The organism is Knoellia pratensis (assembly GCF_042666395.1).
Classification (GTDB): domain Bacteria; phylum Actinomycetota; class Actinomycetes; order Actinomycetales; family Dermatophilaceae; genus Knoellia; species Knoellia pratensis.
Map to the genome: position 1 here is coordinate 603,418 of NZ_JBHTDJ010000003.1, position 15,053 is coordinate 618,470.

The window sequence follows — 15,053 nt, forward strand, 5'->3', positions numbered from 1 at the left end:
TGAGTTCGAGACCTAGGGTCTGGGTATGCCTGAGTCGATCGAAGAGTTTGCCGCCCGAGCCTTTGCCGCCCAGACACATGACGGTCGCCTGCCGCTCGACGATTCGGGTATGCCGGCCTGGGACGTCTTCCCGTTCGAGTCGAGTGACCTGCGCGTCAAGGCGCTCGGCCCACTCGCCAAAGAGGTGCCGCGGATGGGCGAACCCGGTGGGCCGGAGTGTCCGTGTCGGGGTGACCTGTCGGATGGTGGGTGGGATGTCGTGTGGACGGACGAGGGCTGGCAGGTCAAGGTCGCGCCGCCCTCGGGCAGCCCCCTCATCCTCGTGCTCGAGCCCCAGGAGCACGTCGACCTCGACGACCTCACGACGGAGCAGGCGGCCGAGTTCGGTGTGCGGACCGTTGCGCTGGTGAGAGCGATCGAGTCGCTGCCCAGCGTGGGTCGCTGCCACATCAGCCGCTGGGGTGATGGAGGCTCACACGCGCACGTCTGGTTCATCGCACGACCCTTGGGCATGACTCAGCTGCGCGGCACCTACATGGCGGTCTGGGACGACCTGCTGCCTCCTGTGCCCCTCAAGGTGCGTGACGACAACGCTGCCGCAGCCATCGCGCACCTGCGTACTTCCCTCGACGAGTGAGGCCCCGGGTCAGAGCTGCAGGAGGGCTGTCACACCGATAATGACGGCTACGGCGACCACGATGAAGATCAGCGCGAATCTGTGTGGGTGCAGGACGTGGCCCGGAAGCAGGCCCGGGAACTCGGCGTCGAAGACAGCAACGGGGACCGCCGTCTCGGTCCGGTCCGCTGCTCCGGTGGCGAGCACCATCTCGGTGCGGTCCAGGTCGGACCACGGGTCGAGGTTCACCGCGAACTGCCCACCGTCGCCGCGCAGGCACAGGTAGCGCGTGGTCAGGGACGCGCTCGAGTGGGTGATGAGGGTCGCGACGGCGACCGTGCCCGGGCCGCGCGCGATCGTGGTGCTCCGACCGAACCGCCGATAGGTCACCGTGTCGGGGGCGACGGTGAGGCTCACTGCTCGAGGCAGGCACCACCGCCACACAGTCACGGCCACGAGGGTGACGACGACCGTGATTCCCGCGATCCACAGCCCGGCGCCGAGGTCCATCGCGCGCAGACTGAGGCCTCCGACGACGATGGCGCCGGCCGCTGCGCTGGCGCGGCTCCCCGTGGGCTGTGAGCGAGGCCGGCGTCGCCGGCCATCCGGAGTGAAGCGCAGGGCACCGCCGTCGCTGGTCTGCATCGCGTCCTTTACCCGCCGTTGGCCCGCTCTGTCCGCCGGCCGTCACCGAAGGGTGGCATGCGCGTGCGTGAGGTGGGCGGCCGGCATACCGGAGCAGGTCAGCGGTTGCGGGGCTGGTTCTTGGCGGTCCGCTCGTTGCCGTGCCTGTAGTTGCCGATGACGCGGCAAGGCACTTTCCGCCGCGCCGGAGCACCGCTTGCCGAAAGAAACCGGCGCGCCCCTGTGACGTGGGCCACGTCGGGGTCTAGTGTTCGCGGGTGCGCGCAACGGCGCTCGCATCCGACCGAAAGAGGGTTGCTCGTGGACGAACACGAGGTCGTGGACCATGACACGGTCCCACCTGCCAACAAGGGGTTGCTGGCAGTGGCCGGCGTCCTGCTGCTCGCCCCCATCGTCGCCCTGATGTGGGTCAGTTCCTACAGCAAGGCCGAGCCGCGACTGTGGGGCTTCCCGTTCTTCATCTGGTACCAGTTCCTCTGGGTGTTTTTGTGTTCGGCGATGACGTGGACTGCCTACAAACTCGTGCTCAAGGCGCGCCCCCACCGCCCCATGGGTGACGCCGAGCGCCACTCGCGCAAGACCGCTCACCCCGGGCACGGCCGCCACGAGCGGGGTGCGGCGATCGGTGACACCACCGACGCCGACCTGCACGACGGCCAGCCCTTCGACGCCGAGGAAGGCAACCGATGACCACGTTGGCCACAGCACTTCCAGCGGCAGTTCCCGCAGAGCTTCCCGCAGCACTTCCCGCAGCGAATCCGAGTGGCGTGAACTACGTCGCCCTCACCATCCTCATCGTGCTGTTCCTCGTCGTCACGGTCATGGGCTTCCTGGCGACGCGCTGGCGCCGGCCCGACAGCATGGAGTCGCTCGACGAGTGGGGCCTCGGTGGCCGCTCGTTCGGCACCTGGGTGACGTGGTTCCTTCTCGGAGGTGACCTCTACACGGCATACACGTTCGTTGCGGTCCCGGCTGCGATGTTCGCGCTCGGATCCGTGTCCGGGTTCTTCGCCGTGCCCTACACGATCGTGCTGTACCCGATCATCTTCGTCTTCATGTCGCGGTTGTGGTCGGTGAGCCACCGGCACGGCTACGTCACTCCGGCTGACTTCGTGAAGGGCCGCTATGGCAGTCGCGAGCTCTCGCTCGCGGTCGCCGTGACCGGGTTCCTCGCGACGATGCCCTACATCGCCCTCCAGCTCGTCGGCATCCAGGCCGTCCTTGAGGTGACCGGTGTTGGCGGTGGCGACAACTGGGTCGCCAAGGACGCACCGCTGTTCATCGCCTTCGCGCTTCTGGCGGCCTACACCTACAGCAGTGGGCTGCGCGCCCCCGCGATGATCGCCTTCGTCAAGGATGGCTTGATCTACCTCGTCATCATCGTCGCGATCATCTACCTGCCGACCAAGGTCGGTGGCTGGGAGGCGATCTTCGGTGCGGCCGAGAAGAAGATGACGTCGCCCAACCCGGCGACGGGCAAACCGGTGGGTGCCTTCATTCCGGGTAGCCAGCAGATGTGGGCCTACGCCACCCTCGGCCTCGGCTCGGCCCTGGCCCTGTTCATGTACCCCCACTCGATCACGGCGAGCCTGTCGTCCAGCAGCCGCAACACGATCCGACGCAACGCGGCCATCCTGCCGGCATACTCCTTCGTCCTCGGGTTGCTCGCGCTGCTGGGTTGGGTGGCAATCGCAGCTGGTACCAAGCCCATTGGGCTCGATGGCAAGCCCAACGCACAGCTCGTCATCCCTCAGCTGTTCGAGGACATGTTCCCGAGCTGGTTCGCGGGGATCGCGTTCGCAGCGATCGCCATCGGTGCCCTCGTGCCTGCGGCGATCATGTCGATCGCGGCGGCGAACACCTTCACCCGCAACATCTACAAGGAGTGGATCAAGCCTGACGCGTCCCCCCAGCAGGAGGCCAAGGTCTCCAAGCTCGTGTCCCTCGTGGTCAAAGGTTTTGCGCTGGTCTTCGTCCTGCTCCTCGACAAGCAGAACGCGATCAACTTCCAGCTCCTGGGTGGCATCTGGATCCTCCAGACGTTCCCGGCGATCGTGTTCGGTCTCTACACCCGGTGGTTCCACCGGTGGGCCCTCCTCGCCGGCTGGGCTGTCGGCATGGTCTACGGCACCTGGTCCGCCTACAACGTGGTCAACCCCGTGACCGGCAGCCACTTCGGTGGGTCCCTGGCCAACATCCCGGGCATCGCCCAGATGGGCTACATCGCCATGACGGCGTTCGCCATCAACCTGATCATCGCGGCGATCCTGAGCGGCGTCCTCAATGCGATGAAGGTGTCCAACGGGCACGACGACACGATCAAGGGCGACTACTTCGCCGACGCCGGCGACCCCCGCGTCGAGAAGCTGGCGCTGGGTGCCCGCGAGAGCACGCCCAGCCCCTGACCCCGGTCCGGAGCTGAGCCCAGGGCGTCGTCGCACTTGCGACGGCGCCCTGCGCGTGTCCCTGGTCTAGGGCGGGCAGGATGGAGCCATGTCTCCGGTCGCGCCGTCCGATGCCCTCCTCGAGCTCGCCCGAGCCCACGGGGTGGCGACCGAGTTCGTCGACTGGAAGGGCGCCCACACCGTCATCGGTGACACGGCGCTCCGCAGTGTCCTCACCGCCCTCGGCGTCGAGGTCGGCTCCGAGGAGTCGGTCGCATCCGCTCTGGCCGATGTCGACAACCGCCCGTGGCGTCGCACCCTGCCGGCAACCGTGGTATGCCGTGAGGGCTGGACTCCGTGGATCCATGCGCATGTGCCCAACGGCTCCACCGTCTCCCTCACCGTCGAGCTCGAGGACGGCACCACGCGTGAGGTGCCGCAGGTCGAACGGTGGGTCCACCCGCGTGTGGTGGACGGTCGTGAGATCGGAGAGGCCACGTTCGAGCTGCCAGGTGACTTGCCAACCGGATGGCACCGCCTCATCGCCCACCTCGACCAGCCCGCCGTGCTGGAGGGCAGCGAACTCTCGACCCTCGTCGTCACCCCGGGTCGGCTCGAGCTGCCCGAGGTCCTGCGCCATGGCGGGGCCACGGGCCTGATGACGCAGATCTACCAAGTGCGCTCGGCGGGCTCCTGGGGAGTCGGCGACCTCGCGGACCTGGGCGACCTTGCGTCGTGGGCTGCCACTGACCTCGGAGCCGAGTTCGTCCTCGTCAACCCCCTCCACGCGGCCGAACCGGTTGCGCCGATGGAGGAGTCGCCCTACCTCCCGACGACGCGGCGCTTCGTCAACCCGATCTACCTGCACGTCGAGGACATCCCCGAGCTGGTGCGCCTCGACGAGAAGTCCCGTGCCCGCGTGGCTGCGCTCGCGGCCCGGGCGCAGGCGCTCAATGCTGCTGACCTGATCGACCGCGACGGCGCGTGGGCGGCCAAGGGTGAGGCGCTCGGGCTCGTCCACGCCGTGGGTCTCGAGGGGCGCCGAGCGCGCGACTTCGACCGCTACCGCGAACGCGAGGGCGATGGTCTGTCGACCTTCGCCACCTGGTGCGCACTGGCCGAGCGGCACGGTCAGCTCTGGTCGCAGTGGCCGACCGAGTACCAGGACCCCACCAACCCCGCGGTCGCCGAGTTCGCCGTGAGCCAGCACGACCGCGTGCGCTTCCACATGTGGTTGCAGTGGCTGCTCGACCGCCAGCTCGGCGAGGTCCAGCGGGAGGCCAAGAACGCCGGCATGTCACTCGGCGTCGTCCATGACCTGGCTGTCGGCGTCCACCCGCACGGCGCCGACTCCTGGGGCCTGGCGCATGCGCTCGCCGTCGGGGTCACTGTCGGCGCGCCGCCCGACCAGTTCAACCAGCTCGGCCAGAACTGGTCCCAACCACCGTGGCATCCCGAGCGGCTCGCCGAGCTCGGCTACGCGCCCTTTCGCGACATGGTCCGCTCGATCCTGCGCGACTCCGGCGGGATCCGGGTCGACCACGTCATCGGGCTGTTCCGCCTCTGGTGGATCCCCGAAGGCCTGACCCCGGCCGACGGCACCTATGTCACCTACGACCACGAGGCCCTCATCGGCATCCTCTGCCTCGAGGCCCAGCGCGCTGGCGCCGTCGTCATCGGCGAAGACCTCGGGGTCGTTCCGGCCAACACCCGCGACTACCTCCAGGAGCGTGGAGTCCTCGGCACGAGCATCATGTGGTTCGAGAACACGGACGACGCCCCCACCCCGCCCGAGGACTATCGCGAGCTGTGCCTGTCGTCCGTGACGACGCACGACCTGCCGCCCACCGCAGGCTTCCTCACCCTCGAACACGTCGACATCCGCGAGCGCCTCGGCCTGCTCACCCGTCCCGTCGAGGAGGAACGGGCCCATGAGGAGCAGTCGATCGCCAAGGTCCGCGCCGCCCTCGTCGCCCGAGGCTGGCTCGAACCGGCCGCGGGACTTCCCTCAGTCATCGAGGCCATGCACCGCTGGCTCGGCCACACCCCGAGCGTCCTGCGCGCCGTCTCCCTCGCCGACGTCGTGGGCGACCGCCGCGCCATCAACCAGCCCGGCACCGATGACGAGTACCCCAACTGGGACCTGCCCCTGGCCGGCCCCGACGGCACGGCCATCTCTCTCGAGGCCGCCACCCGGTCCGAGTTCGCCAACGTCCTCTTCCAAGCCACAGCCGGCGACTGACGCGCGGAGCCCCCATGGCGTTCCGCGCGACGTGCGTCTGACCGAAGTCCTTCGCGCACCAACAGACAAAGGTGCGTCCAGGACGAACGTCGCGCGAAGGACGCAGGGCAGCTAGCGCGTCGTGCGGAACGCGAGGGGTCGGAACGCCACGGGGGCTGAGGCGACGGTCAGGCGCGCGCGAAGGCGTCGGCCACGGCATACCCCGTGGCCTGGAGCGAGTCGCGGCGTGACTCCACCTCGGCGAGCCACGTCTGCGCGCCGTCCTCGGGCTCGTCGCCCTCGGGCTGGAAGGTCGCCATCCAGTCCTTGAACACCTCCGGGGTGGTCTCCGGGTGGAACTGCACACCCCAAGCTCGCGGTCCGTAGAGAACGGCTTGTGGGGACCCATCAGGTGACGTCGCGAGGACGGTGGCACCCTCGGGGAGGCGGCTCACCACGTCGCCGTTGTAGTGCACGACCTCGCGGCCGGAGAGCCCCGCGAGCAGCGGGTCCTCATCGCCATCAGCGTTGAGGGACAACGGAACCAGGCCGACGACTCGGCCCCTTGGGTTGACGATGACCTCGCCCCCGAGGGCGACTGCCAACAACTGGTGGCCGAGGCAGACACCCAGAGTGGGCGTGCCGTGCGCGACCGCCGTACGCAGCAGATCCCTGGTCGGGGCGAGCCACGGGTAGTGCTCGTCGCCGTTGGCGTTCATCGCGCCGCCGAGCACGATCAGGGCATCGTGCTTCAGGGTCTCGGGGATGGCTTCCCCCAGATCGGGTCGCACGACGTCGAGCTCGATGCCCTGCTGGGACCAGCGCTCCGCGAGCCAGCCGGCCGGCGCCTCGGCCTCGTGCTGGACGATGAGGTAGCGCGTCATGAGACCTGGGTCCCGACGAGTGATCCGATCGCATAGGTCACGGCCATGGCGAGAACGCCTCCGATGATGTTGCGGCGCACAGCCGGTCCAACGGATGAGGACCCGAGGCGGGCACTGAGCCAGCCGGTGCCGAGCAGTGCCACGACGACTGCGGCCACCGTGACGGGCACCCGAGCACCCACTCCGACAACCAGCACCGCGAGCAAGGGCACCAACGCGCCCACCGTGAACGACACGAACGACGCGTATGCCGCCTGCATCGGCTTGGTCAGTGCATTCGGATCAATGCCGAGCTCGGTTTCGGCGTGGGCACCCAGCGCGTCGTGGGCGGTGAGCTGGACGGCCACCTCCTGGGCCAGTTCTTGCGAGAGGCCCTTGTCGGCATACATCTGCGCGAGCTCTTCGAGTTCGGCCTCGGGCTCGTCGCGCAGCTCTCGACGTTCCTTGGCGAGGAGCGACTCCTCGGTGTCGCGCTGGGTGCTCACCGAGACGTACTCGCCCACAGCCATGCTCATGGCCCCCGCAGCGAGCCCGGCGAGCCCGGCTGTCAGGATCGTGGATCGCTCCGTCGTGGCGGCGGCGACGCCGATGACGATGCCGGCAGTCGAGACGATGCCGTCGTTGGCGCCGAGGACGGCAGCCCTGAGCCAGTTGAGGCGAGCACCAACGCTCTCGTCGTGCGGTTCGTCGTGCTCGTCGAGCAACCTCGTCGGCTCAGTCACCGACGGCGACACCGTGACGTCGGGCGATCTCAACGATCCGGTGGGCCTGCTCGATGTCGAGCTGGGTCAGTCCGCCAGCGTCGTGGGTCGTGAGCAACCAGCTGGTCGTGCGCCACCGGATGTCGATGTCGGGGTGGTGGTTCATCTCCTCGGCGACCTCTGCGGCATCGTCGACGATGCGGATGGCGGCCGGGAAGTCCGGCGCCTCGATCGTGGCGACGATGGTGTCACCCTCACGCGACCACAGCGGCAGGTCCCCGAGCTGTCGCTCGATCTCTTCATCGTTCAGCAGGCGGCTCATGCGCACAGCCTGACCCGAAAGGAGCCGGACGTCCAGCGAGGCCGACTCCACGGAAGCGGAGCCGGCCTCGCTGGGGGACGACCACGTGGACCGTCAGGTGTTCAGTCAGGCCGCGGGTGCGACGCCGAACGTCGCGAGCCACGTCTGGACGACGGGGATGTCGATGCGCTGCAGACCGCCGAGGTAGCGGCAGTTGCTGGTGTAGCCGTAGGACGTCACGGTGACCTGGTAGCCACCCTTGAACGTCGGGCCACCGGAGTCACCGAAGCAGGTGCCACCGCCACCGAACGGGTCGTTCTCGTTGCCGTTGACCTGGAGGATCTGAGGCGTGAGCTTCTGACCCTTCTCGTCCGTGACGCGGCGCAGCAGCGGGTAGGACTGCGGCGTCGGCTTCCTGGGCCCGGTCGCGGCCTGTCGCACCTCGGTGCCGTAGCCGACAGAGGTGAAGAGCGTCTGGTTGAGGACGTTCGGCGTGAACTGGTTGAGGAAGCCCGACGGTGCGACCTTGACCGGCGCGATCGACGTGATCGGCTCGTCGAGGACGATGACGCCCACATCGTTCCAGTTCCTCACGTCGGTGAAGTCGGAGTACTTCGGGTGGGTGTGTGCCGTCCCGGAGAAGTAGCCGGCGGCCTTGAGCTCCGCTGCGGTGTAGCCCGCTGCCGGGTTGGCCGCGACAGGGAGCGGCGACGGCGGGGCATCGGCGATCTTGGTCTTGAACGTGACGGCGGTGCGACCGAGCGTGCCGTCGGTGCAGTGCGCAGCAGTGACGAGGACGGTGGGTGAGACGAGGCTGGCAGTGCAGCGGTAGCGGCCCGTCGCGTCGTAGAAGGCGATGAGGGCGACGTTGGGGTGGCCCTCGCCGTCGGGCTGTCCGCCAGTGATGGCCTGGGCCGCCAGCGCGGGACCGGCAACCAGGCCGGCGGCGATGGCTGTGGCAGCGGCCATGCGTCGGATGTTCATGTGACCTCCAGGTCAGATGGTGGTGCTCAGGGAGTGGTGGTTCTTTCGCGATGATGCACGCAGTGGCGGCACGCGCGGGGTCGTTTGGTGACATGGCCTGCGGACTCACAGGTTTGCGAACTCACCGAACCTGCGAACTCACAACGCCTCGGAGATCGACGCGGGGCCCATCAAGGAGTCTGCGCCGGAGTCGAGATCGCTCGCGTCGGTGATCGTCGCCGTGACCGCGTGCGGGGTGATCTCTCCGGCCTCGATCTGCTCGGTCCAGTGGCACGCGACGCGATGGCTCTGGGCGACACCGGGGATCTCGGGCACGCGCAGCACCGGACGCTCCGTGTCGCACTTGGTCTCCTGCCGCCACGGGCAGCGCGTGTGGAACCGGCAACCCTTGGGCGGGTTCGAGGGCGAGGGCAGGTCGCCGGTGAGCAGGATCTGCTCGCGCGCGTCCTCGACGACCGGGTCCGGCACGGGAACAGCCGACATGAGCGCCCGCGTGTAGGGGTGCAGGGGAGTGGCATACAGGTCGTCGGCCGCAGCCTCTTCGGCGAGCGCCCCGAGGTACATGACCCCGATGCGGTCGCTGATGTGGCGGACGACGGCGAGGTCGTGGGCGATGACGAGGTAGGTCAACCCGAACTCCTCCTGCAGGTCCTCGAGCAGGTTGATGACCTGCGCCTGGACCGAGACGTCGAGGGCTGAGACCGGCTCGTCGGCGACGATGAGCTTGGGGTTGACCGACAGCGCCCGGGCGATGCCGATGCGCTGGCGCTGTCCACCGGAGAACTCGTGCGGGTACTTCGCCAGCGCGGCCTCGGGCAGGCCAACGGCGTTGAGCAGCTCGACGAGACGCGGACGGGCCTCCTTGGGGTTCTTCGCGAGCCCGTGAGCCTTCATGCCCTCGAAGAGGAGCGACTCCACCGACTGGCGGGGGTCGAGGCTGGACAGCGGGTCCTGGAAGACCATCTGGATGTCCTGGCGCTTGCGACGCAGGTCCTCACCCTTGAGCGAGGCGATGTCGACTCCGTCGAAGGACACCGTGCCCTCGGTCGGAGGCTCGAGCTTGAGGAGGGCGCGACCGAGCGTCGACTTGCCGCAACCGGATTCGCCGACGAGCCCGTAGGTCTCGCCGTGTCGGATCTGGAGGTCGACGCCGTCCACCGCGTAGATGTGGCCGATCGTCTTGTCGAAGATCACCCCACGCTTGATGGGGAAGTGGACCTTGATGCCTCGCGCGTCGACGAGAACGTCCTTGTCCGTGTATGCCGGCCCACGCAGAGCGTGGGACCCGCGCTCACCTTGCGTGGTCACGTTGTCGTCCGGCTGCGCGCTCATCGGGCCACCTCCATGGGGTTGTGGCAGCGCAAGGCGCGCGAGTGCTGCTCCACGAGTTCGGGCATGACCTGCGTGCACAGCTCGATGGGCTGTGAGCACCGCGGGGCGAAGGCGCAGGCGCTGGTCCACGGCAGGTTGTCGGCGACCGAGCCCGGGATGGGCTGGAGTCGCTGGCCCCTGGGGGCATCGAGACGCGGGACCGACGCGAGCAGGCCGTGCGTGTAGGGATGGCGCGGCTCGGCAAAGAGCTCATGACGCTCGCCCCGCTCGACGATGCGGCCGCCATAGAGGACGTTGACCTCGTCGCACAGACCGGCGACGACGCCGAGGTCGTGGGTGATCATGACCAGCGCCGTGCCGGTGTCCTGCACGAGCTCCTTGAGCAGGGCGAGGATCTGGGCCTGGATCGTCACGTCGAGAGCGGTCGTCGGCTCGTCGGCGATGAGGAGACGAGGCTGGCAGGCCAGCGCGATGGCGATGAGCGCGCGCTGGCGCATCCCGCCGGAGAGCTGGTGCGGGTAGTCCTTGAGCCGTCGCGTCGGGTCGGGGATGCCGACCCGGTCGAGCAGGTCGCGGGCCACGGGCGTCGCGGCCTTGCGGGACATCCCACGGTGGCGCTCGAGGACTTCGGTGACCTGGATGCCGATGGGCACGACCGGGTTGAGCGAGGACAGCGGGTCCTGGAAGACCATGGCGATGTCCTTGCCGCGCTTGTCCCGCATCTGCTGGTCCGACAGCGAGAGCAGGTCGGTGCCGTCATAGGTGACGGTGCCGGTGACCCTGTTGCCGCGCTTGGGAAGCAGTCCCATGATCGCCAGAGAGGTGACCGACTTGCCGCAGCCGGACTCGCCGACGAGGCCGACGGTCTGACCGGGCCGGACGTCGAAGTTGACGCCCTGGACGGCCTCGAAGGCTTCCTGCCCCTGGCGCTGGAACGTCACGCGCAGGTCGCGCACCGAGAGAAGGGGCTCGTCCGACTTCGTGCGCATTGTCGAGTGAGCGGAGGGTGATGTCGTCATGCTGGTCACTTCCGGGTCACCTCCGGCTCTTGGGATCGAGGGCTTCACGCAACGACTCACCCATAAGGGTGAAGCCGAGCGCCACGATGATGATGCAGATCGCGGGATAGAACGCGAGGTGCGGGTAGTCCTGGATCAAACCTTGGGCGGAGCCGAGCATCTGGCCCCACTCCGGCTGGCGGTCATCGGGATTGCCGAGACCCAGGAAGGACAGCGCGGCAGCGTCGATGATCGACGTCGCGAGGACGAGGGTCGACTGGACGATGACCGGACCGAGCGAGTTCGGCAGCATGTGCCGGAACACGATCGACTGCTCCTTGACGCCGAGCGACCGTGCCGCGAGGACGTGGTCGCTCGAACGCTGGGCGAGCATCGACCCGCGCAGCAGCCGGGCGAAGATCGGCACCTGCACCGTGGCGATGGCGATGATGACGGTCCACTGCGACGGCTTGGGGGCGAGCGCCGCGATCGAGACCGCGAGCAGCAGCGACGGGACGGAGAGCATCACGTCGACGATGCGCATGACCACGGAGTCGACCCAGCCACCGAACGCACCGGCGAGCGTGCCGAGGGCGATGCCTCCGGTCAGGCCGAAGATGGTGGCGAAGACACCCACGATGAGGGTCTGCCGGGCACCTTCGAGCAGGCGGGACAGGAGATCGCGACCGAACTCGTCCGAGCCGAGAGGGAAGCCCGGCGCGGGTCCGGGGATGTTGCCCGGGGTCAGGTCCTTGAGGAGCTCGGGCACACGCTTGGTCGCGTCGTGTGGCGAGATCCAGGGGGCGATGATGGCGAGCACGACGAAGACGAGCGTGATCACGGCGCCGATCAGGAAGACCGGGTCGCGGCGAAGTCGGGCCCAGGCGCTCGCGATGAGGGAGACACCACCGGTGTCCTTGACCTTGCCTGCGTCGGCGATCTGCACGTCGGTGGCGGTGGCCGTGCCACCCGTCCCGGCACGGGCCAGGGAGTCGATGCGCTCCTTCTTGGAACTGGGGCGCGGATCCATCGGGGAGGGAGTCATGCGGTCACCTCGTCCGAACTCGGGGGTCGATCACGGCATACATGATGTCGACCAGCAGATTGACGAGGACATAGATCGCGGCGGCCGCGAGGATGAGCACTTGAAGCACCGGATAGTCCCGGCGCTCGAAGGACAGGGCCAGGGCTTCACCCAGGCCACCCCACGAGAAGACCCGCTCAGTGAGGACCGCGCCCGCGAGCAGGGCGCCGATCTGCAGGCCGATCGTCGTGGTCACCGGGAGCATCGCGTTGCGCAGGATGTGGCGTCCACGGATGATCCGGTTCGTCAGACCCTTGGACTCCGCGGTGCGGATGTAGTCCTCGTCGAGCACATCGAGGACCGAGGCGCGGGTGATCCGGAAGATCACGGCGAAGGGGATGCTCGCCAGGGCGACCGACGGAAGCACGAGGTGCTTGAGGGCGTCCCACGACGCATCGAACTCGCGGGTGATCAACCCGTCGATGACGAAGAAGCCCGTGACGCGGGTCGCCCCGAGCTGGCCGTCCTGACGTCCCGAGACCGGAAGCCAGCCGAGCTTGATCGCGAAGAGGTACTTGAGCAGGAACGCGAGGAAGAAGACGGGGATCGCGACGCCGACCAGGGAGAAGATCACTGACGCGTTGTCGAAGAAGGTGGCCCGACGCCGGGCCGCGAAGTAGCCGAGCGGGATGCCGAGGGCGATCGCGAAGAGCATCGCGAAGAAGCTCAACTCGATGGTTGCCGGCAACCGCTGGAAGAAGATGTCCAGCGCATCGGTGCCGGGAAGGACGCTCGTCGACGGGCCGAAGTCTCCCTGCAGCACTCGGCCGACGAACTTGAAGTACTGGACGTAGACGGGCTGGTCCAGACCGAAGGCCCTTTCCATCGCCGCACGTGACGCCGGGGTCGCCCGCTCACCGAGGATCGCCGAGACGGTCCCTCCGGGCAGGGCACGAAGCCACAGGAACAACAACAACGACAGGACGACGAGGACGCCGACCATCTGAATCAAGCGCCTGACGATGAACCTCAGCACGCAAACCTCCCTGGAAAATGGCGGTGATCATGACGGTGGCCGCCCCGGCGAGTCTTCGCCGGGACGGCCACCTGCGTCAACGGTTGCGAGCGGTCAGCTCACTTGCCGCCGACGGTCACGCCACTGAACTCTTCTGCGGTGAGCGGCGAGGCAACGATGCCCTCGACGCCTTCACCGACGACGAGCGCGGGCGGGGAGTGGCTGATCGCGAGAGCCGGGAGGTACTCCTCCTGGATCTGCTGGTTCAGCTTCTCGTACGCCGCGGTGCGCTGCGCCTCGTCGACGGTCGAGTCGGCCTTGGCCAGGTCCGCCGCGAGGGTCGGGCCGAAGGACTGCTTGGCCAGACCGAAGTTGTTCGCGTCCAGGCTGCCGAAGAACGTGCCGATGAAGTTCGCAGCCGAGTCGAAGTCACCCGTCCATCCGAGGAGGAACGCGTCGTAGGCGTTGGCGTCGACACCGTCGAGGTAGCCACCGTTCCACGGCTTGGTGACGACGTTGACCTTGATGCCGATGGCCTCGAGGTCAGCGGCCATCGCCTGGTGCAGCTTCTGCGGGTTGGGCATGTACGGACGCGACACCTCGGAGGGGTAGGCGAACGTCAGGGCCATGCCCTCGGCGCCGGCTTCCTTGAGCAGGGCCTTGGCCGCCGTGGGGTCGTACTTCACGGCCTGAAGCGACTTGTTGTAGCCACTCACGGTGTCGGGCATCATCTGCGTCGCGACCGTTGCGCCCTCGGGCAGCTGGGTCTTGACGAGCTGCTCGCGGTTGAGGGCCATGTAGATGGCCTTGCGGACCTTGAGGTCGGCGAGCTTCGGGTTCTTGATGGGGTTGAGGCCCAGGTAGAACACGTTGAACGCCGGACGGATCTCGACCTTGTTGCCGGCGGACTCGAGGCCCTTCCAGTCAGCGGGGTTCGGGAGGTCGTAGCCGTTGATGCTCTTGGCCTCGAGCTCCTGACGACGGGTGCTCTCGTCGGGGACGATCTTGAAGACGACCTTGGCGTTCTTGGCCTTCTCGCCCCAGTAGTTGTCGTTGCGCTTGAGCGTGACCGTCTTGTTGGCCTCGTCGTACTTCTCGAGCGTGTAGGGGCCCGTGCCGACGCCAGACTTGGAGTAGGCCGGGTAGGTGAAGCCTTCACCCTGAGCCACGACGTCGTTGGCCTTGCCTGCGTCCATCGCCTTGGGCGACTGCATCGACAGCGAGTCCAGCGAGAGGAACGTCGGGAACGCCGACGTCGGGCGGGTCACCGAGAGGACCACGGTCTTCTCGTCCTTGACCTCACAGCCCTTGTAGAGCGACTCGGCAGCCTTGTCCTTGAACGCGCCGAAGGTGCCCGACCAGTACTCAGCGGCCACCTGGCCGTCCTTGTTCTGGTCAAACATGCGCTCGAAGTTCTTGCACACGGCGTCGGCGTTGAACGGCTCACCGTCGCTGAACTTCACACCGGTGCGCAGCGTGAAGGTCCAGTTGGTGCCGGATGCGTCGGGCTCCCACTTCTCGGCGAGCTCGGGCTCGACCTCGGCGCTGCCCTCCTTGATGCCGACCAGGCCCTCGAAGATCTGACGGGTGACCCGGAAGGTCTCACCGTCCGTGGCGTAGAAGGGGTCAAAGACCTTGGGCGCGCCAGCTGCGCCGAAGGTGAAGGTGGACGTGCCTCCAGAACCCGTGCCGGAGCCCGAGTCAGAGTCCTTCCGGTCGGACTGGGCGCAGGCCGTCAGGGCCAGCGCGGCAACAGTCAGCACGGCGAACGGCGTCGCCTTGCGCTTGAACGTCATCGATACCTCGCTTGGATGTGCGAACCTCGGATGCCACGGTTGACCCCCGAAGGATGGTGCGACCGGTCAGCAAGGCGGCTGTGTCGTGCCTCACTGCGACGGACGGGTTGACCATAGCGACATTCGTCGGTCGTCGGCCCCCGCATCGGCAT

14 protein-coding genes are annotated in these 15,053 nt (G+C 67.8%); 4 read left to right on the forward strand and 10 right to left on the reverse strand.

The genetic code is table 11. The features are described from left to right. Nucleotides 1–25 precede the first annotated feature (25 nt). Nucleotides 26–637 (forward strand): hypothetical protein, encoded by a 612-nt coding sequence (locus tag ACFQRE_RS12810; protein ID WP_380122859.1) that lies wholly within the window; start codon nt 26–28, stop codon nt 635–637. 9 nt (nt 638–646) lie between these two features. Here ACFQRE_RS12810 and ACFQRE_RS12815 read toward each other — a convergent pair whose 3' ends face one another. Beyond that, the gene (locus ACFQRE_RS12815; protein WP_380122861.1) at nt 647–1,261 is read right to left on the reverse strand and encodes a hypothetical protein; all 615 of its coding nucleotides are present in this window, start codon (nt 1,259–1,261) and stop codon (nt 647–649) included. A 300-nt stretch (nt 1,262–1,561) separates the two neighbouring features. Here ACFQRE_RS12815 and ACFQRE_RS12820 point away from each other — a divergent pair, with 300 nt between their 5' ends. From ACFQRE_RS12820 to malQ, 3 genes are all read left to right on the forward strand, one after another. Beyond that, nucleotides 1,562–1,951: a DUF3311 domain-containing protein gene (locus tag ACFQRE_RS12820; RefSeq protein WP_380122864.1), complete on the forward strand. Its 390-nt coding sequence runs from the start codon at nt 1,562–1,564 to the stop codon at nt 1,949–1,951. Further along, nucleotides 1,948–3,666 carry a monocarboxylate uptake permease MctP gene (mctP, locus tag ACFQRE_RS12825; RefSeq protein ID WP_380122866.1) on the forward strand — a complete coding sequence of 573 codons (1,719 nt, stop codon included), beginning with the start codon at nt 1,948–1,950 and terminating at the stop codon, nt 3,664–3,666. The genes ACFQRE_RS12820 and mctP overlap by 4 nt, the downstream gene beginning before the upstream one ends. An 88-nt stretch (nt 3,667–3,754) precedes the next feature. Further along, complete coding sequence (gene malQ / locus ACFQRE_RS12830; protein WP_380122869.1) at nt 3,755–5,887, forward strand: 4-alpha-glucanotransferase; 2,133 nt, start codon at nt 3,755–3,757, stop codon at nt 5,885–5,887. A gap of 167 nt (nt 5,888–6,054) precedes the next feature. Here malQ and ACFQRE_RS12835 read toward each other — a convergent pair whose 3' ends face one another. From ACFQRE_RS12835 to ACFQRE_RS12875, 9 genes are all read right to left on the reverse strand, one after another. Then, nucleotides 6,055–6,750, reverse strand: coding sequence for a type 1 glutamine amidotransferase (locus tag ACFQRE_RS12835; protein WP_380122871.1), 696 nt, complete (start codon nt 6,748–6,750; stop codon nt 6,055–6,057). Then, complete coding sequence (locus ACFQRE_RS12840) at nt 6,747–7,472, reverse strand: VIT1/CCC1 transporter family protein (protein WP_380122873.1); 726 nt, start codon at nt 7,470–7,472, stop codon at nt 6,747–6,749. Before ACFQRE_RS12840 ends, ACFQRE_RS12835 begins: the two co-directional genes overlap by 4 nt. After that, entirely contained in the window at nt 7,465–7,773 is a 309-nt protein-coding gene (locus ACFQRE_RS12845; protein WP_380122875.1) for a 4a-hydroxytetrahydrobiopterin dehydratase, read from the reverse strand. Before ACFQRE_RS12845 ends, ACFQRE_RS12840 begins: the two co-directional genes overlap by 8 nt. Before the next feature lie 105 nt (nt 7,774–7,878). Then, nucleotides 7,879–8,736, reverse strand: a complete 858-nt coding sequence (locus tag ACFQRE_RS12850) for a trypsin-like serine protease (RefSeq protein ID WP_380122878.1) — start codon at nt 8,734–8,736, stop codon at nt 7,879–7,881. A 138-nt stretch (nt 8,737–8,874) separates the two neighbouring features. Then, nucleotides 8,875–10,068, reverse strand: a complete 1,194-nt coding sequence (locus tag ACFQRE_RS12855) for an ABC transporter ATP-binding protein (protein ID WP_380122880.1) — start codon at nt 10,066–10,068, stop codon at nt 8,875–8,877. Beyond that, nucleotides 10,065–11,087: an ABC transporter ATP-binding protein gene (locus ACFQRE_RS12860; RefSeq protein WP_380122883.1), complete on the reverse strand. Its 1,023-nt coding sequence runs from the start codon at nt 11,085–11,087 to the stop codon at nt 10,065–10,067. The genes ACFQRE_RS12855 and ACFQRE_RS12860 overlap by 4 nt, the downstream gene beginning before the upstream one ends. 16 nt (nt 11,088–11,103) lie before the next feature. Further along, nucleotides 11,104–12,111 carry an ABC transporter permease gene (locus ACFQRE_RS12865; RefSeq protein WP_380122885.1) on the reverse strand — a complete coding sequence of 336 codons (1,008 nt, stop codon included), beginning with the start codon at nt 12,109–12,111 and terminating at the stop codon, nt 11,104–11,106. Nucleotides 12,112–12,115: 4 nt separating this feature from the next. Then, nucleotides 12,116–13,126, reverse strand: coding sequence for an ABC transporter permease (locus tag ACFQRE_RS12870; protein ID WP_380122888.1), 1,011 nt, complete (start codon nt 13,124–13,126; stop codon nt 12,116–12,118). Nucleotides 13,127–13,224: 98 nt separating this feature from the next. Then, a complete protein-coding gene (locus ACFQRE_RS12875; RefSeq protein ID WP_380122890.1) occupies nt 13,225–14,901 on the reverse strand; it encodes an ABC transporter substrate-binding protein in 1,677 nt (558 codons plus the stop codon). Nucleotides 14,902–15,053: the final 152 nt, after the last annotated feature.